14 protein-coding genes are annotated in these 17,981 nt (G+C 50.7%); 10 read left to right on the top strand and 4 right to left on the bottom strand.

Features of this window, described 5'->3' with window-relative positions:
* Positions 1 to 76 precede the first annotated feature (76 nt).
* Positions 77 to 703, bottom strand: a complete 627-nt coding sequence (locus CRG97_RS23925) for a CGNR zinc finger domain-containing protein (RefSeq protein WP_098748194.1) — start codon at positions 701 to 703, stop codon at positions 77 to 79.
* A gap of 385 nt (positions 704 to 1,088) precedes the next feature.
* On the opposite strand from CRG97_RS23925, the gene uvrA reads away from it, so the two are divergent.
* The 3 genes from uvrA (at position 1,089) to CRG97_RS23910 (ending at position 5,870) form a co-directional block, all read left to right on the top strand.
* Positions 1,089 to 3,590, top strand: coding sequence for an excinuclease ABC subunit UvrA (gene uvrA / locus CRG97_RS23920; RefSeq protein WP_098748192.1), 2,502 nt, complete (start codon positions 1,089 to 1,091; stop codon positions 3,588 to 3,590).
* 30 nt (positions 3,591 to 3,620) lie between these two features.
* Entirely contained in the window at positions 3,621 to 5,384 is a 1,764-nt protein-coding gene (locus tag CRG97_RS23915; protein ID WP_098748189.1) for an ABC transporter ATP-binding protein, read from the top strand.
* Positions 5,385 to 5,480: 96 nt separating this feature from the next.
* On the top strand, positions 5,481 to 5,870 hold the full coding sequence (locus CRG97_RS23910; RefSeq protein ID WP_098748186.1) for a tautomerase family protein: 390 nt from the start codon (positions 5,481 to 5,483) through the stop codon (positions 5,868 to 5,870).
* A 137-nt stretch (positions 5,871 to 6,007) separates the two neighbouring features.
* On the opposite strand, the gene CRG97_RS23905 is transcribed toward CRG97_RS23910, so the two are convergent.
* On the bottom strand, positions 6,008 to 6,340 hold the full coding sequence (locus CRG97_RS23905; RefSeq protein WP_098748184.1) for a hypothetical protein: 333 nt from the start codon (positions 6,338 to 6,340) through the stop codon (positions 6,008 to 6,010).
* A gap of 183 nt (positions 6,341 to 6,523) precedes the next feature.
* Between CRG97_RS23905 and CRG97_RS23900 the strand changes: the two genes are divergently transcribed.
* Entirely contained in the window at positions 6,524 to 7,426 is a 903-nt protein-coding gene (locus CRG97_RS23900) for a LysR family transcriptional regulator (RefSeq protein ID WP_098748181.1), read from the top strand.
* Positions 7,427 to 7,458: 32 nt separating this feature from the next.
* Here CRG97_RS23900 and CRG97_RS33370 read toward each other — a convergent pair whose 3' ends face one another.
* Entirely contained in the window at positions 7,459 to 7,707 is a 249-nt protein-coding gene (locus CRG97_RS33370) for a hypothetical protein (protein WP_202618992.1), read from the bottom strand.
* 135 nt (positions 7,708 to 7,842) lie between these two features.
* Positions 7,843 to 8,676 carry an AraC family transcriptional regulator gene (locus CRG97_RS23890; protein WP_161952967.1) on the bottom strand — a complete coding sequence of 278 codons (834 nt, stop codon included), beginning with the start codon at positions 8,674 to 8,676 and terminating at the stop codon, positions 7,843 to 7,845.
* 198 nt (positions 8,677 to 8,874) lie between these two features.
* Between CRG97_RS23890 and CRG97_RS33885 the strand changes: the two genes are divergently transcribed.
* The 6 genes from CRG97_RS33885 (at position 8,875) to CRG97_RS23865 (ending at position 17,808) form a co-directional block, all read left to right on the top strand.
* Entirely contained in the window at positions 8,875 to 10,350 is a 1,476-nt protein-coding gene (locus CRG97_RS33885) for a M60 family peptidase N-terminal accessory domain-containing protein (protein ID WP_237566564.1), read from the top strand.
* A complete protein-coding gene (locus CRG97_RS33880; RefSeq protein WP_237566563.1) occupies positions 10,347 to 11,378 on the top strand; it encodes a M60 family metallopeptidase in 1,032 nt (343 codons plus the stop codon). The genes CRG97_RS33885 and CRG97_RS33880 overlap by 4 nt, the downstream gene beginning before the upstream one ends.
* A 166-nt stretch (positions 11,379 to 11,544) precedes the next feature.
* Positions 11,545 to 12,735: a glycine C-acetyltransferase gene (locus tag CRG97_RS23880; protein ID WP_098748178.1), complete on the top strand. Its 1,191-nt coding sequence runs from the start codon at positions 11,545 to 11,547 to the stop codon at positions 12,733 to 12,735.
* A 16-nt stretch (positions 12,736 to 12,751) separates the two neighbouring features.
* Positions 12,752 to 13,720, top strand: coding sequence for an NAD-dependent epimerase/dehydratase family protein (locus tag CRG97_RS23875; RefSeq protein ID WP_098748176.1), 969 nt, complete (start codon positions 12,752 to 12,754; stop codon positions 13,718 to 13,720).
* 33 nt (positions 13,721 to 13,753) lie between these two features.
* Positions 13,754 to 14,323, top strand: a complete 570-nt coding sequence (locus CRG97_RS23870; RefSeq protein WP_036660138.1) for a helix-turn-helix domain-containing protein — start codon at positions 13,754 to 13,756, stop codon at positions 14,321 to 14,323.
* 230 nt (positions 14,324 to 14,553) lie between these two features.
* Entirely contained in the window at positions 14,554 to 17,808 is a 3,255-nt protein-coding gene (locus tag CRG97_RS23865; protein ID WP_098748174.1) for a M60 family metallopeptidase, read from the top strand.
* Positions 17,809 to 17,981 lie beyond the last annotated feature (173 nt).

Here is a 17,981-nt window from a genome sequence, read left to right as displayed (position 1 = left end):
GGGTATTATATAATTCGTTTTTTAACCTGTAAAGTATAATTTTGGGTATTAAAAAAAGGAATCTTAGAGGGTTTATCTAAGATTCCTTCATTTGCTGCTGTTTCTGACGCTCCAGATAGGCAGCGACCTTCATGCGGTTTCCGCATGTTTTGGGGCTGCACCAGCGCCTTGTGCCGTTTTTGCTATTGTCGTAAAAGCGAAGCACGCACGCCGGATTTTCGCATTTTTTCACCAGTTTCAGGTCATAGGTAGTTAAAAAATCAACGGCAGAGGCGGCGACCGGGGTCAACAGATCCAGCGGCTTGCGAAACAGCATCCGGCTTTTGCGGCTGTACATGTTGCCTTCTGCCACAAGCGTTGTGCGAATGATTTGCTCCTGCAGCAGCCCATTGACAAACTGTAGGCTTGCCTCCGTTGAGGTTTCGTTCACACTGCCCGGCTGAATCAGATTAAAGAGGTGGTCACGGAGCAATCTGGCGGCCTCCACGATTCCGGCTTCCTCCTCGGAGCCAATCCATACCGCCTTGCGCAAGTTACGCTCTACCTCGGACAGCAGGTTAGCCTTAACCATCCAATCCAATAAAGAGTCGAATGTATCAAGCAAATCCAGCGGCTGACCGTTGACAGCGATCTTGGTATTGACGAAATCCAGTATAGGATGGTTGCCAATAAAATAAAATTCGGGTGCGATTTTTTTCGGCATAGGTAATGCTCTCCTCAGAACATACGATAAGTACTTATTTGTAGCCCATTATATAGTCAATGCTGTGTTTACACAAATGAAACGGCATCAAACATTATACATAAACCTTCAAGCTCCGTGACGGCTTTTGATTTCGAAAACGGCGATAGATCAACCTTTTTTGGTTTGGAATTTTGTACTTGCATCAATGTTGTAAGATGGGTTTGTAAAATGAGGTATGGAGCTAGCTTCCACAATGAAAGAGTATGTTTTCGAAGCGAGTTTGATTGCGAAGATTCTCATGGAAGCTAAGCCAGACAAAACGAAGAGTATGCTTTTGAGGCGAGTTTTATTGCGAAGTGTTCCAATGAAGTTATGCTCCATAAAACTTTTAGGAGGTTCGAAAATGGAAGGAACGATTAAAATTCGCGGTGCCCGGGAGAACAACCTGAAGAATGTTTCGCTTGAAATCCCGAAGTACAAATTGGTTGTTATGACAGGGCCGTCCGGCTCGGGTAAGTCCACGCTTGCGATGGATACGCTGCAGCGGGAGTGCCAGCGGCAGTACATGGAATCCATGGGCATGGTGTCGGACTCGGTCAGCAAGCCGAAGGTGGATTCGATTGAAGGTCTCTCCCCGTCGATCAGCGTGGGACAGCACATTACGAACCGGAACCCAAGATCCACCATCGGAACGGTGACGGATATCTACACGCTGCTGCGAATTCTGTTTGCCAAGCTTGGTGAACGTACATGTCCGTCGTGTGGCGATACGGTGATGCCTCATGTGGACGGAGAAGCCTATCACGGGCTAGCGGATGAGGAAGAGATCAGTGATTCCCACGAGACGGTTCATTGTAGGCGATGCGGCTATGGTCTCGAAAAATTGACGATGTCGCATTTTTCCTTTAACAAGCCGGAAGGCGCATGCGAAACATGCAGCGGACTCGGTCAAACGGTGAGTCTGAACATGGATGCCGTGTTCCGTCCGGAATTAAGCTTAAGAGACGGCGGGGTGGCAATGTGGTACAGCGCTCTTACCAATTATAACACCAGCATTCTGAAAGCGGCAGCCAAGTATTATGGATTCGCATTCGATGAGTTCATGCCGCTTCGGGACTATGACGAGGTTCAGCGTGATCTCCTGTATTACGGCGTAGAGAGCGAGCAGTTCAGCCGGCATTTTCCTGAGATAAAGCCGCCGAAGTCCGTAGGGCAAGGCAAGTATGAGGGCGTCGTCACCGGGATATGGAGAAGGTACCGGGAGAAGGGGAGCGAATCCGGCGAAGCGTCCCTGTTTCATGAGCATGTCTGTCCGGATTGTCAGGGTACGAAGCTGAAGGAGGACAGCCGCCGCGTCCGGGTAGATGGAGTCTCTATTAACGAAGTCAACGCCTGGTCGATCGGGGAGGCCTTGAATTGGATGGAGGCGCTGCTGAAGAAGCTGACGGAGGATCAATTAACGATTGTGGAACCGCTCATTCATGATTCCGTCGTGAGACTAAAACGCATTATGGATGTCGGGCTGGGTTACATGTCCATGGAAAGGCAGGTCGTGACGATGTCAGGCGGGGAAGCTCAGAGGCTTCGGCTCGCATCGATTTTGGGATCAGGCCTCACGGGGGTGCTGTACATTTTGGACGAACCGACAACGGGGCTGCATCCCAAAGATACCAGGGGACTTATCCAGGTTCTGAAACAACTGAGGGATCTGGGTAACACCGTGCTCGTCATCGAGCATGACGAGGAAGTGATGCGGGCCGCTGACCATATCATTGATATCGGACCGGGCGCGGGAACGATGGGCGGCACGGTCGTCGGTCAAGGAACGCTGGAGGAATTAATCCAAAATCCCACGTCCGTGACCGGATCCTACTTCAGGGAAAACACGATGCTTAACGCACCGAGTCAGCGCAGGGCTGGAAATGGAAGCCTGCTGACGATCGAGGATGCACATTTGAGAAATCTGAAACATATCACGACCTCTTTCCCGCTCGGCTGTCTCATATCGGTGACAGGTGTATCGGGATCTGGTAAATCCACGCTATTGTTTGATCTTCTGGCGGAATCCGGAAGCGATCAATCAACTCCAATCGGCTGCAAGGCCATCACGGGTTGGGAATCGGTAGGGCAGCTGATTACGGTTGACCAATCGCCGGTATCCCGAATGCAGCGCTCCAACATTGCTACGTATACCGATGTTTACACCCATATCAGAAACTGGTACGCCAGCTTGCCTGAAGCTAAGGAGAGTCATTTGACGGCCAAGCACTTTTCCTTTAACACGCAAGGAGGGCGATGCGAGACTTGCCAAGGCCTTGGCGTCGTGTCCGTGCATATGCACTTCCTTCCGGAGCTGGAAGTTCGTTGCCCGGATTGCAAAGGCAAGCGGTTTAAGGATGAGGTTTTGCGCGTGACCTATAACGGTTACACCATCTCCGACATTTTGGATATGACGATTGAGGAAAGTCTGTCGATTCTGGAGGATCGGCCGAAAATAATGGAATTGACCCAGCTGCTCTGCGATGTCGGACTTGGGTATTTGAAGTGGGGGCAATCGGTGAGTACCTTATCCGGCGGTGAAGGGCAGCGGATTAAATTGGCCAAGGAATTGAGCAAGAAGACCAAAAACCACACGCTGTATTTGCTGGATGAACCTTCAACCGGGCTTCACCCTGGAGATGTCCAGCAGCTGCTCGTTCTGCTCAACCGCTTGGTAGATGCGGGGAACACCGTCATTTTGGTTGAGCACAATCTGGACCTGATCTGGCATTCGGATTGGATCATCGATATCGGGCCTGGCGGAGGAGATGCCGGCGGGTCTGTCGTGGCAACAGGAACGCCTGAGGAAGTGGCGGCTGTGGAAGCCTCGTTTACCGGCCGTTTTATCAATGAAATCTATATGTGACGGCTGGATGAGAAAAGGGAGGAATTCCATATGGAGCAAACCGTAGAAGAGAAGGGTAAGGTTACAAAAACCACGATTCGATATTTTATTAAGCTGCTGCGTTCTTCGGGTATCCCGAAGCTGGTGCTCTTTCTGGCCATCGTGCTCAGTTTGGTTGGTGCGGTGACGGGACTGGTCGTCCCGCTCATCACCGGCCAATTCATCGATAATTTTGCGGCAGATTCGTTCAATATTCGCATGGTCGGCTTTTTGGCCGTTCTGTTCCTGCTGGAAGCCGTGGCGAGCGGACTTTCCTATTATATGCTTGCCTATGTCGGGAACCAGACGGTGAACAAAATTCGGAAACGGCTCTGGACCAAGGTGCTGGCCTTGCCGGTTCGGTTCTTTGACAAGCATCGCTCGGCAGAAACGATGAGCCGGGTGACCAACGATACAAACGAAGTGAAGACGCTGATCACGGATCATTTGATTGCTTTTTGCTCGAATCTATTGACCGTTTTGGGGGCCGTTGCAATCTTGTTTTACTTGGATTGGCGGATGACCCTCATCATCCTGATTGCCGTTCCGGTAGGGTTCGGCATATTAATGCCCATTGGCGGGAAGATGTACAAAATCTCCATCAGTATGTATGGACAGCTGGCACAGCTGTCCGCCATGCTGACCCAGGTGATCGGCGAGATCCGCCTGGTGAAAGCCTCCAATGCAGAACGGAGGGAGGAGAAAAGCGGGTATGACGATATGGACAGCCTGTACCGATTCGGCATGAAGGAAGCCAAGATCAATTCGGTCCTGATTCCGTTGATGTCGATGGTCATGGTCGTGCTGCTGGTGGTCATCATCGGATACGGCGGCGTTCGCGTCTCTTCAGGGGCACTCAGTGCAGGCGAACTGGTATCGTTTATTCTGCTGCTGTTCCAGATCATGTTTCCTTTCAGCCAGTTTGCCACTTTCTATTCCCAGCTCCAAAAAGTGATGGCGGCGACCGAGAGATTGCGACTTATCCTCGAATATGAGCCGGAGAGCGACGATCGTGCGGTGCGCATGGCACCGGAAGGGCATCGGGATGTTGAATTTAAAGAGGTGACGTTTGCTTATCATGAAGGCGAGACTATTCTGTCCAGGGTATCCTTTTCGATTCCTGCCAAGAAGGTTACCGCTCTGGTAGGACCCAGCGGCAGCGGCAAAACCACGGTGTTCTCCTTGATTGAGCGGTTCTACGCGGCATCCGGCGGGGAAATCTATTTTGGCTCGGAAGCGATCCGCGATTATACTTTGGAGTCCTGGCGGCGGAAGCTCGGGTATGTGTCCCAGGACAGCCCGCTGATGACCGGAACGATTCGGGACAATATCATCTATGGACGTGAGGAGCCGGTCTCCGACGGGGAAATTGCCGAAGCGGCGAGGCTTGCCTATGCAGAGGGATTTATCGAGGCACTGCCGAGAGGATATGACACGGAGGTTGGGGAGCGAGGCATCCAGTTATCCGGAGGTCAGCGTCAACGCGTGGCGATTGCAAGGGCGCTGCTGCGAAAGCCGGATATCCTGCTTCTAGATGAAGCGACGGCAAGCCTGGACAGCGACTCCGAGCATGAAGTGCAGAAGGCGCTGAACAATCTGATGGTCGAGCGTACGACCGTGGTCATTGCCCACCGTTTATCGACTGTCGTCGAGGCGGACCAGATTATTGTTCTGGAGAAGGGTCATATTACGGGAAGCGGGACGCATGAGGAATTGATCCGAAACCATCCTTCCTATGTGGAGTGGGCCAAGAAACAGTTCCAGACTGGGGAATAGGGACGGGGCGAGAAGGTATTTTACTATTCGAATCGAATGAAATTATATAGGTAACATAGCTTGAGCTTAGATGAGAATAGAGGAGTTGAGCAGAGCATGGCGCAGATCAAAATTTATGGTGTACGGGAGCGGCTGAACCCGGTCAAGGAGCCATTATCGGAAGTGATACACGCATGTGTGGTCGAAGCTTTTGAACTTCCGGCGGATAAGAAATTCCATCGGTTTTTCCCCATGAACCGGGAGGACTTTCACTTCCCTGACGGGAGAACGGATCGCTACACCGTGATCGAGATTAGCATATTTGAAGGCCGTACTGTGGAGGCCAAGAAACATCTGATTCGATTGTTATTCGAACGGATTCTGAATACGCTGCATATCGCTCCGCAGGATGTGGAGATTACGATATTTGAAACGCCGCAGCACAACTGGGGAATCCGGGGTCTTCCGGGGGATGAATTGGCACTGGGTTATAAGGTAAATATTTAGAACATCAAGGAAGCGCGAAGTGCTTAAGGGACAGTCCAAGCGACTGTTCCTGTTTATTTGTGTTGGAGAATGCAGGACTTCCCACATTCACTCCTTCAAACGCTCTATAATAAGATTTAAATCGGCAACCAGCTTGGTCATGATGTCGGCTGCATCCGAAACTTGCTTAATGGATTCAAAATGTTGCTTCCAAGCGTAAGGATGAGCGTATGTAAGTACGGAATGATCGGATGATCCGAGCGCCTTGCATAGATGGCAAAGGTTACTGCCAGTAGAACAACAGGAAGAGCAAGCAGCATATACAATGTGGGGCCGTACTGACTTTCCATCTCGGAAGATGTTAGCATGCCATGTGCATGCATGGTATGATCAAACACATGAAATTTCCGGGCGAGCAAATGTACGATGCCGGCAATTACGATGACGGCCAGTGAGACTGAATTCATAAGCTTGTTCTTTTGTTTCAGCATAGAAAGTTCATCGCGCTCCTTATCTTTCGACATAATGACATCAAAACCTGGATATATCCTACCTTATTTGACAGGACTGGTGTTTTCCTTCAAATAGAGATATATAATTTTTAAATATAAAAAATGATTCTATACGAGTTATTTATCGGTATCTCAATTCAAAATTAAAGAGGGGGATATTCCTTGACCTTACAGCAGCTGAAATACGCCATTGAGGTAGCCAATCGAGGCTCGATGAATGAGGCGGCCAAACGCTTGTTCATTTCCCAGCCCAGTCTGTCCAACGCGATTAAGGATCTGGAAGATGAGCTTCGTATTACGATATTCGAGCGGACCAACAAAGGCATATCATTGTCCAAAGAGGGCGCGGAGTTTCTAGGATATGCACGACAGGTGGTAGAGCAGGCCGAGCTACTGGAGGGACGTTATCTGAATGCGAAGCCTTCTCCGCAGCATTTTTCGGTATCCACTCAGCACTATGCTTTTGCGGTCAATGCCTTCGTGAATCTGGTTCAGGAATACGGACAGGATGAATATGAGTTGGCACTGCGGGAGACGAAGACTTATGAAATTATTCAGGATGTTAAAACCCTGCGCAGCGAAATCGGCATTCTGTACCTCAATGAATTCAATGCCAAGGTGATCAACAAGCTGTTGAAGGATGCAGGACTGCAGTTTACCAGCTTGTTTACGGCGAGGCCGCATATTTTTATCAGCATCAAAAATCCGCTGGCGAAGCAGTCCATCGTGACCATTGACGAGCTTCAGAATTATCCGTATTTATCCTTTGAGCAGGGGGAATACAATTCGTTTCACTTCTCTGAGGAAATTCTCAGCACGTTATCCCATAAAAAGAGCATCCGGGTCAATGACCGCGCGACCCTGTTCAATCTCCTGATTGGTCTGAACGGCTATACCATTTCGACCGGAGTGCTGAGCGCTGACCTGAATGGGAACGAGATTATTCCGGTTCCGCTCGCATGTGATGAGACGATCAACGTCGGATGGATCAGTCATAAGAATGCGACCCTGTCCAAGCTTGCTGCCGCTTATGTCGAGGCGCTGCATGAAGCGATATCCACCTGATTTTGTTGGGTATAGCTTCCGGCTATAGCTCATTACAGCAGCACGGAAGAACTGGTGAGCGATATCGTGAAGGCAATCGGGGCGCCATTCAGGCATTCTATGACGCGGGATGCCGCAGCTTGCAGCTGGACGATTGCACGTGGGGGAGGCTGTGCGACAAGAATTACTGGGAAGCCCGTCAGCAGGAGGGCGTTGACGTTCAGGAAATTGCCAAGCTGTACGCCCATGTCAACCAGGAAGCGGTGAAGGGATTCCTGGAGGATCTGATTATCACGACTCACGTATGCCGCGGCAACTATCATTCATTAAGGAGATTGCGGACGAGATTTGGAATTCGTAATCAAATAGTCGACCATCATATCCCCCTTGGGAGGTATCGGAAAAGGATTCCGATAACCCTCTCAGGGGGATTTTTATTAGCGGTTGGACATGATCTGGTTACGGAATTCCCCCGGCGACATGTTGGTGAACTGCTTGAATACCCGGCATAAATAATGGACCTCCATTCCCACCTTCCTCCCGATTTCCTCCAGCGTCAAATCCGTGGTCATCAATAGACCCCTTGTTTTCTCGATCCTGACTTTAATAATATACTGTACAGGTGTCATCTTCATTTTGGATTTGAAGAAGCGGATAAAATAGTTGGGATTATAATGGATAAGTCCCGCCAATTGTTCCACGCTTACGTTTTCGCTGATATGCTCCTCGATATACTGGAATACCGTGTTGAGCTTCTGCATATCAGGCAGCATGGACAGCGAGATTTGGCGATCGGGAACGATGTCAAGATAATGTCGGACAAGCTTCATCAGTATTTCGTTCCTTTGCAGTGGGGCGGTCCAAGCGCTGCTCCCATATGCATCGATCAATTCCTTGAATAACTGCTCCATATATGACTCGTCCGGCACATCCAGCACGTGGGGAAGATGAATCAGCTGAAACAAGTTCAGCGTGTCTACCTTGGCGGTAAAATGGCACCAGAACTTCCTGTAGGTGTTGTCGTTAACGACAGAGATGGAATGAAGCGATCCGGCTGGCATGAGAACGATTTGTCCGGGGGAGGGATGATATTCTTGTTCGTCGATCTTAATCCAGCCTTCCCCTTCCCTTATAAAATAAAGGGCGTTATAGGACGGCCTCATATTAAAGAAGCGCCAGTTCTGGGACACTTTATCAACCTTGGCAATGGATAAGCGAAGGTTCGCGTTAGCGAGGTAATTCTGAATCAACTTCAGGTGATTAATATCCAATGGCTGCCCCCTACCGGTTGTGTATTTTGGATACATTGATGTGTTTTTTATGCATTACAAATCCGAGCGGCATTCATTAAGCTAAATGAGGAATCCCATTCAATGACATATCAAGGGGGAGGTAATGACTTCAAAGCTTTGGGCTGATTTGCCATTCCATCAGGATATCAAAGGAAATCGAGGAGGAATCGTTAAGGAATGAAGATGATGAAACGGATTAAGAAATTCGCAGTAATCGGGTCAGCGATATTATTAATGACCGCATCCATTGCAGCTGCCGAACCTGGGGAGATCAGTAAACGGACAGTGACAGATCCTGCAATGGCAAATGCCACCGGGCCGACCGAACTTCAATCATCCGGATTGGCCGATGCTCCCTGGTCGGCCAGAACGCCTTTGGACGTGCTTAAGAACGATTTCAGCATATTTTATAAGGATTTGCAAGCGATTCCATATTTCGCTGGCGGCGGCGTTGCTGCAGTAGGGGACGCTGCATTCAATATCAACGTGCCCGATTATTATATTCCAGCCATCTCGGCAGCCCGTTACGGCAAAGGGCGTATCGTTGTCGCCGGGAGCAAGGAGTATTTCAATCTGTCCGGGTCGGCGGGTGATCCCGCGGGTAAGCTTGCCCGGAATATTTTATGGTGGCTGACGGACGATGCCTCTACGAATCAAGGTCAAGGAAATGATCATACGAACCGCTATGAGGATGCATTAAGGAAGCCGGGAAAGAAAATTCGATTAATAACTACCTCTGCCGCTCTCACGGTAAATTCGGATTTACCCATTGAATTGGTGAAAATCGACAGTTGGGCTTCCGTAAACCTGAATCCGCAAAAATATGCGGTAGCCTATGTAGACCATACGATGAAGGATAAGGATCTGGAAGCGCTGGGCCAATATCTACGGTTAGGCGGCGGCATCGTCGTGGCGGATAACCTGAGCGGCATCGAGGGAATAACACGTGATACCCCTGAGGAAATCGTGCTTCAGGTCGGCAATCTGAGGGGAGCCAGACTCAGCCGTGATTTTGCGATTCAAAAGCTGCTTAACCGGGCTGGACTGACGCTGATGAATAGAGGCTCAGAGTCCAATGTGGGCGAATCGGCATTGACCTATGAGCAAGCCAACGATCATCATATCAAGACACGGCTTGCTCAAGGCAAGGAAGTGGAAGAGGGAACGATCACTTACGATCAAATCAATATCGGTCCGCCGGGCACACCCACGAACAAAAAACAGGAGCGGCTCTACAATATACTAAACGAGACGCTCGAAACGTTATCCAGCGAATCCCCGCTGTACGCTTGGGCAGATACAGAGGCCGACAGCCTGCCGCCCGCCGAGTTCCCGATCCAAAAATTTCAGCAGCCCTATACGAATGCGCTGCATAACTTCCGTTTCAGTCATTTTACCTTGGATAAGGCCAACGAGAAATCTCCGTATGCCGACGCATTTCCGGGAGTAGTTTCGGAGGAAGCGGCCATCGTTAACGACCGTGAAGTCGAGGTCGACTTTGATTTCCCCAATACGATGTACACGCACGCCCTTCCGTCGAAAAATTGGATCAGTACCGGATTGTATGCACCCCCCGGTAAAGTCATTACGCTTGAAGTACCGCAAGGCGTGGAGCATTTAACGGTTCAAATCGTTCGCATGATGACGATTTGAGAGGATCCGGCAAGTGGGGACGAGTTCCGCTTATCGTAAACCACCAGAAGCTGACCCCGGGCATCCATCAAGTCAACAGCCCATATGGTGGCTTCATATATCTCATTCCCCTAAAGGCGAAGGATGATTTTCGGGCAACCGTCAAGATCAGCGGGGCGGCGGAAGCACCGCATTACGTGCTCGGCAAGACTACGCTTGAGGAATGGGATAGAATTCGCACGGGGCCGGTTGCCGTCCCTTTTGCGGAGCTTCAAGGCGAAAGAATTATCCTGACGGTCCCCTCGGATTTGATTCACCAAGTAACCGACCCGGAGGAGTTGATGCGGACCTGGGACGAAATTTACGACAGTTATGATGAACTGGTAGGCCTTGATCCGGACAGGGCGATGCCTCATACCGCCCATCAATTGAACCGCCGTTACGTCGCCGACGGACAGATCTCTTCCGGGGCGATGCATGCGGGATATCCGATCATGATGCCGTTCAGTTATGCGGCCAACCTGCTGGATGTCCATTATGTAAAAACAAGCGCTTGGGGATTCTGGCATGAACTTGGGCATGAATACCAGCAGCGGACATGGACCTGGAGCGATGTAGGGGAAGTGACCGTTAACCTATTCTCACTGTACACCCAAGAGAAGTATGGGAATGCCTCCGAACTATTGAAAATCGGGAATGACGGCAAGAATTACTATGACCGGGGAATCGAATTTGTAGAAAACCATGATCCGGCAAAAAAATACGGCCAAATCGGCAATTATGAAAGACTGGTGATGTTCAAGCAGCTTCAGCTTGCTTACGGCTGGGAATTCTATACCCGGATATTCGAGAAATACCGCGAATTATCTCGCGACGAAATTCAAGGTACGGTGGATACTTTTGCCGTCATAGCTTCTCAAACGGCTGGGGAGGACCTGACTGAATTTTTCGACAAATGGGCAATAGGTCTGACGGAAGACGGAAGAGGAAGGATTGCCTCATTGAATTTGCCTAAGCCGCATACCGATATTTGGACGTTAAGAGAATAACCATGAAGAAGTCATGCTTTCTCAGTTGAGGAAGCATGGCTTTTTTCATTTATGCAATATAGCATATTTTTGTGCGGGATATTGCATACGTGTGACTTTTTGCATACAATGGAATGGTAAATGATATGTACGTTAAGATACTTCGGATCCACGGGAGGAATTTAATATGTCCAGTCAATCGTTAAGCGCTTTCTTACAGGATAATCTAACGGAACTCAAGGAGCAAGGACTCTATAATACGATCCAGCCTCTTGAAAGTCCGAATGGTCCGCTCATTACCATTCAGGGTCGTGAATTCGTGAATTTATCTTCCAACAACTATCTCGGACTGGCGAATGATGATCGATTGAAACAAGCGGCAATCCGGGCTACGACCGATTTCGGGACTGGAAGCGGCGCTGTTCGCTCCATTAACGGAACGCTTGCACTTCATGTAGAGCTTGAGGAGAAGCTTGCCCAGTTCAAGGGAACCGAGGCGGTGCTGACGTATCAATCCGGTTTCAATTGCAATATGGCGGCAATCTCGGCGGTGATGGGTGCCGGGGATGCGATTTTGTCGGATGAGCTCAACCATGCGTCCATTATTGACGGCTGCCGATTGACCAAGGCGAAGGTTATTCGTTTTAACCATTCGGACATGGACGATTTGCGTTCGAAAGCACAAGAAGCGAGAGAATCCGGTTTATATAACAAAATTATGGTCATTACCGATGGCGTGTTCTCGATGGATGGCGATATTGCGAAGCTCCCCGAAATCGTGGAGATCGCCGAAACCTATGATCTGATTACTTATGTGGATGACGCTCATGGATCTGGCGTTCTTGGGGGCGGTGCAGGTACGGTGAAGCATTTCGGGTTGTCGGAGCGGGTAGATATTCAGATCGGCACGCTGTCCAAGGCGGTTGGCGTTGTCGGCGGGTATGTTGCTGGATCACGGGATCTGGTGGATTGGCTCAAGGTCCGCAGCCGGCCGTTCCTGTTCTCCACGGCGCTGCCTCCAGGCACCGTAGCCGCTTGTATTACCGCTATCGATATCCTGCAGAACAGCAAAGATCTGCAAATGAAGCTGTGGGAGAACACCCGTTATCTGCAGGAAGGACTTAAGCGTCTTGGCTATTCTGTCGGTCGTACCGAAACTCCGATTACCCCCTGCATTATTGGAGATGAGGCAACCACCCAGAAATTCAGCACCAGATTGTACGAAGAAGGCGTGTATGTCAAATCGATCGTGTTCCCGACGGTGCCAAAAGGCACGGGAAGAGTTCGGAATATGCCAACCGCCATCCATACGAAGGAGATGCTGGATCGCGCACTTTCCGCATATGAAACCATCGGACGCGAGCTGGGTCTGATCTAATAAGGGGGCACAAGTGATGAAACGAATTATGGTAACCGGTGCGCTCGGTCAGATTGGCTCAGACCTGGTGGCGAAATTGCGGCAAGTTTACGGTGAAGAAGCTGTTCTCGCAACGGACATTCGCCAAATCCATCATGAAACGGTCCAATCAGGACCATTCAGAATACTGGATGTAACCGACCACCACGCATTCCACGAAGCGGCTAAAGAACACCGGGCGGATGCGATTATCCACCTTGCAGCCCTGTTGTCCGCCAAGGCGGAATCCAATCCGGCACTGGCGTGGAACCTGAACATGGGCGGTTTGTTAAGTGCCCTCGAGACGGCACGGGCATTATCCTGCCAGTTCTTTACGCCGAGCTCCATCGCGGCATTCGGGGCGGATACCCCGAAAAAAGCAACGCCGCAAGACACGGTGCAGCGCCCGTTAACGATGTATGGAGTCAGCAAGGTCTCGGGCGAGCTGTTGTGTGACTACTATTACCATAAATTCGGAGTGGATACCCGCGGATTGCGCTTTCCAGGGCTGATCTCCCACTCCGCGCCTCCGGGCGGGGGAACGACGGATTATGCGGTTGAGATGTATGTAGAGGCCATCCGCAATGGAAGCTACACTTCCTATATTGATAAAGGGACCTACCTTGACATGATGTACATGCCGGATGCGATTTCCGCCATCATGACATTGATGGAAGCTGATCCGTCCAAGCTGAAGCACCGTAACGCCTTTAATGTCACGGCGATGAGCATCGATCCTGAGGGGATTGCGGCCAGCATCCGCCGGCATATACCGGATTTCAGCCTCGACTATGACGTGGATCCTGTCCGTCAGGCGATTGCGAACGAATGGCCGGATTCCATCGATGCAACTGCAGCACGCGAAGAATGGGGATTTGATGTACAATATGATTTGAACCATATGACCGATGATATGGTGTCAAAGCTTATGGAGAAGCCGCAAGCGGATCAGAGCAAGATCAGTTAACGGCTTAGTTTCAGAAGGAGGATATGGTTACACTTGGAACCCATTCATAAAAAAGTAGGGAGAAATCTGCAAGCCATTCGCAAATCACGGGGCCTCAGCCTCGATAACGTAGCCGAGTTGACCGGTGTAAGCAAAGCCATGCTGGGACAGATCGAGCGGGGGGATTCCAATCCGACGATCTCCGTATTGTGGCGCATCGTTAGCGGCCTCGGCATTTCATTTACCACGCTCATCGAAGAGGCGGAAACCGAAGTAACCGTGGTATCACCTGAGGACGTGGAGCCTTTTCACGAGGCAGAAGGCGCGTACCGGGTATACCCTTTGTTCTCCTACAACCTGCGCACCAAATTTGAGTCCTATATGGTTATAATGGATCCGGGATGCGATCACGGATCTGAAGCTCATAATGATGGCGTGGAGGAGTATATTTTTGTGCACCAGGGGGAGCTGGAGCTCTGGCGCGAAGACGAGAGCTACACCGTCCCTGCCGGAAGCTCTGTGCATTTTTCAGCTAACCGGCCCCATCGGTACGTGAATCCTGGTAATGAAACAACGAAATTTTACACGATTATCTTCTATGCGGATGCCGCAGCCAGGGGCTGATCATTAGAAACAGGCACACCGCTTGATTACCGTCAACCGAATATTAAAAAAAGGCAGAGCCGTCCGGAAAAAATACAGTCCGATCTTAAAAATCGACTGTATGGTGTTCCGGGCGGCCGTTTTATATTTAGGACGTGGGGAGAAAGGGATCGCAGGGGAGGTGGAATCGAAGTTATTCGTTTCTCATTGCTAATTACGAAATCATCGACAAAGGAGTTGAACGGTTGACTATGGGTTTCCACACCAAAAAGTGGTTGAAGCTGTTATTGGCAGTTGCGTGCGCGCTTGTGGCCGTTCCGCCAGCAGGAAAGACACTGATGGCGGCCGATGGTATGACAGAGCAGGCTGATGTTCATGTATTAGACTCGAACACCGCCGCGAATATGGCGACTCAACAGGATCTTGATGTTATTTACAAGGGTTTGTCCGGTTATCCGACGGTATCGGCCACGTATAACGGGGGAGTAGCTGCCATCGGAGATCAAGCCTTCGTCCTGGCGGTGAACCCCGATACGACGCCGATTCTCGCGGCTGCCCGTTACGGAAAAGGCAAAGTCGTTGTTGCAGGTGACGATTCCTATTTCAAGTTTACCTCCGATATTACCGATGAGCGGAAGACGGTGGCCCGTAACATCCTCCTGTGGCTGACCGAGGATTCCGAGACGTTGACCTATCAGGAGGCATTGGAAGGCAAGGGCCGATTGCCCATGTTGTCGGCAACGTGGAAGAATTATACCATCGAAACCGATGTGCCGATCGATCTGGTCCGGTTGGAGCAATTCACGCCTGAGCACTTGGATCCGTCCCGCTACCCCGTAGCTTATGTTGACGGCACCTTGAAGGATAGTGAGGTCGACGTCCTCGAGGACTACGTCGCGCAAGGCGGTCATGTCGTTGTTCCCTTAAAGGGCTGGGTGATGGAGCAGTATCCGCATGTCTTTCTCGGGAATGCATATGAAGGCCGGTCGGGTAGGCTCAGTGAGGATTTCCCGGTACAGCGTCTTTTGAACCGGATGGGCCTAGGCTTAATGAACAATACGGCATCGACTCGAACGGAAACCCTGCCTAAACTGACGACGGAGCAATCCGCCAATTATCATTCGCTAAAGCTGCTGGAGCAGGCCGAAGCGATTGAGGCAGGAACGCTGTCACCGGATCAGGTGAACGTCGGGCGGCCTGGCGCCGGCGCGGATAAGAAGCTGCAGGTCATCGCTTCGGTGACAGGTGGAACCGTCAGCAGCATCACCCCTCAAAGTCCGCTGTATGCCGTGATCGAGCAGGATGCCAGCGATTTGGAGTCCCAGCTTACGTTTCCGCTGGACCGTTCCAAAGCGCCCTATACCAGTGCATTGTTAGCATTTCAATTGGGGCGGATCGGCAATGATCTGACGGCCCCCAAATCCCCTTATGCCGATCAATTTCCTGGAGCTGTTCCGGCGGACGCCCCGCGAGTGACGGGACAATCCGTTCACGTGAATTTTGATTATTCAACCTTTGACTATTTACGTCAAGGGACGGTTCCGAAGAATTGGATCAGCACGGGGCTGTACGCGCCGGCCGGAGATTGGGTAACGGTTCAGGTCCCTGAAGGCACGCAGCATCTGGATGTGCAGGTTGGGGCACACACGGACAATTTGACAAGTAAAACGGAATGGGAACGACCTCCGGTCATAACGCAGCGAAAGCCGCTCCTTCCGGGTGAAAATCGGATTCGCAGCCCTTATGGCGGTCTGATTTACCTGATTCCGACCAAGCTGCAGCCTGGCGTTGAGAAGAATATTGAAATCAGCGGGGGAGTTCGTGCTCCGTATTATATCCTTGGTGAGACCTCTTCTGACGAATGGGAAGATGCGATTCGATATTATCCTTCTCCATGGTCAGAACTTCAAGGACGCAGAGTGATCTTGACGCTTCCGTCCGAGTATATCAGGCAGCTTGGAGATCCGCAGCAATTATTGGAGAAGTGGGACGCGATCGTGGACTACACAGAGGAAGTCGCAGGACTCTCCCCAAATCAACCGCTTCCCCATAAGAGTATAGACCTTCCGTTCCGTTACGTTGCGGATCGTCAAATTAGTGCGGGTTATATGCATGCCGGCTATCCGATCATGTTCCACATCGATCCTTCAGCGGGCCATGCCGTGGACATATCCCGAGTTACTCAGGGAGGATGGGGCTTCTGGCACGAGACCGGCCACGAATATCAGCAAGGAGCCTGGAACTGGAACGTAACGGGTGAAATCACGGTAAATATTTACTCCTTATACGTCCAAGAGAAATTCGGCAACAGCAGCAACTTATTGATTCGCAATGCCGATGGGAAAGATTTCTATGACTTAGCGTTTGAATATATCGAAAGCGATCTTCCGGGCAGGTCGTTCGGCGCCTCGGGCCAGTTGGATCTCTTCGGCTATCTCGTGATGTTCCGCCAGCTTTCCCTGGCTTATGGATGGGATTTTTACGCCGAGCTTCACAAGGCCTACCGGGAGCTGCCGGCGTCGGAGCTGCCTGCGACGAACCAAGAGGAGATCGATACGTTTGTGGTCATGGCATCCACAATCGCAGGCGAGAATCTGACGGAATTCTTTGACAAATGGGCCCTGCCGTATTCCAAAGATGAGGTTCGTTCCCGCGTTGACGCCCTGAATCTGCCGATGCCTTCGCAGGAAGTATGGCGGCTACGGGAGACGAATATGCTGAACGCTCCTCCCGAGATTAAGGCCGACATGGACACCGAGTGGAACCGTGAATCGGTGAAGGTCACCGTTGCCATGACAGCGGAAGCTGAAGCGGCGGGCATGCGAAGCCAGTACAAGATCGGATCCGAAGGCAAATGGACGGATTACACGGCTCCCATACTTGTAGAAGCGGAAGGCCAGACAACGTTACATGCCCGAGCGGCCGCTATGTCGGGCGTGACAAGCGACGAAGCTTCCAAGACGGTGAAGATCGACCGGACCGGGCCGGAAATCACGGCAAACGTGACCCAATCCGTATACCAAACTGAGCATATCACCATTTCGCCTCAAATCTCGGACACATTAAGCGGTGTATCCAATATCGCCTTGGAGCTGGATGGTAAGGAAGCTCCTGATACGCTGGTTGTAGAAGCGTTAACGCTAACGGCCGGACCGCACACTCTTCGGATATCGGCAGAAGATGCAGCAGGGAATATCACGGTTCGCGAATACCCATTCGAAGTCGTTGTCGACCAGGAACAGCTCGACGATATCGTGAGAGCAGGGGAAGAGAAGGGATGGATCGATAATCGTGGTATCTCCCAAAGCTTATTGGCCAAAATCTCGGATCTCCAGCAGCATCCGGCCGGAAGCGAAGCTGCCGAAGAAGCGCTGACTTCACTGGAGAATGCCATCAAAGCGCAGCAAGGCAAGCATATCGATTTCGGCTTCGCGGAGCTTCTTCTTGGAGACATAGACTACATCCGAAGCCGCAGTTCGGCTTCGCTTCCTAGCAGCTTATATTGATGAAAAGGGCGGCCGTTTCGGCCGCCCTTCATTTCTGTAGTGGCCATCCATCATTAAATAAATCAGTCCAAGATTAAATTTAGACAATGTACCACCTTAAAAATATATTGCACAATTAGAAAACACGGCAGTGTTCAATCACCAAAATGTTCAGTAAGGTGGTGCTTAACAAA

This window comes from Paenibacillus sp. EZ-K15 (assembly GCF_002573715.1).
Taxonomy (GTDB): Bacteria; Bacillota; Bacilli; order Paenibacillales; family Paenibacillaceae; genus Paenibacillus_AQ.
The sequence above is the reverse complement of the archived record's forward strand: the minus strand, read 5'-3'. Positions and strand labels throughout refer to the sequence as shown.

Bases quoted from the DNA above. Each gene is read 5' to 3' on its own strand.
- CRG97_RS23925 (WP_098748194.1), bottom strand. From the start codon at position 703: ATGCCGAAAAAAATCGCACCCGAATTTTATTTTATTGGCAACCATCCT.
- uvrA (WP_098748192.1), top strand. From the start codon at position 1,089: ATGGAAGGAACGATTAAAATTCGCGGTGCCCGGGAGAACAACCTGAAG.
- CRG97_RS23915 (WP_098748189.1), top strand. From the start codon at position 3,621: ATGGAGCAAACCGTAGAAGAGAAGGGTAAGGTTACAAAAACCACGATT.
- CRG97_RS23910 (WP_098748186.1), top strand. From the start codon at position 5,481: ATGGCGCAGATCAAAATTTATGGTGTACGGGAGCGGCTGAACCCGGTC.
- CRG97_RS23905 (WP_098748184.1), bottom strand. From the start codon at position 6,340: ATGCTGAAACAAAAGAACAAGCTTATGAATTCAGTCTCACTGGCCGTC.
- CRG97_RS33885 (WP_237566564.1), top strand. From the start codon at position 8,875: ATGAAGATGATGAAACGGATTAAGAAATTCGCAGTAATCGGGTCAGCG.
- CRG97_RS23880 (WP_098748178.1), top strand. From the start codon at position 11,545: ATGTCCAGTCAATCGTTAAGCGCTTTCTTACAGGATAATCTAACGGAA.
- CRG97_RS23875 (WP_098748176.1), top strand. From the start codon at position 12,752: ATGAAACGAATTATGGTAACCGGTGCGCTCGGTCAGATTGGCTCAGAC.
- CRG97_RS23865 (WP_098748174.1), top strand. From the start codon at position 14,554: ATGGGTTTCCACACCAAAAAGTGGTTGAAGCTGTTATTGGCAGTTGCG.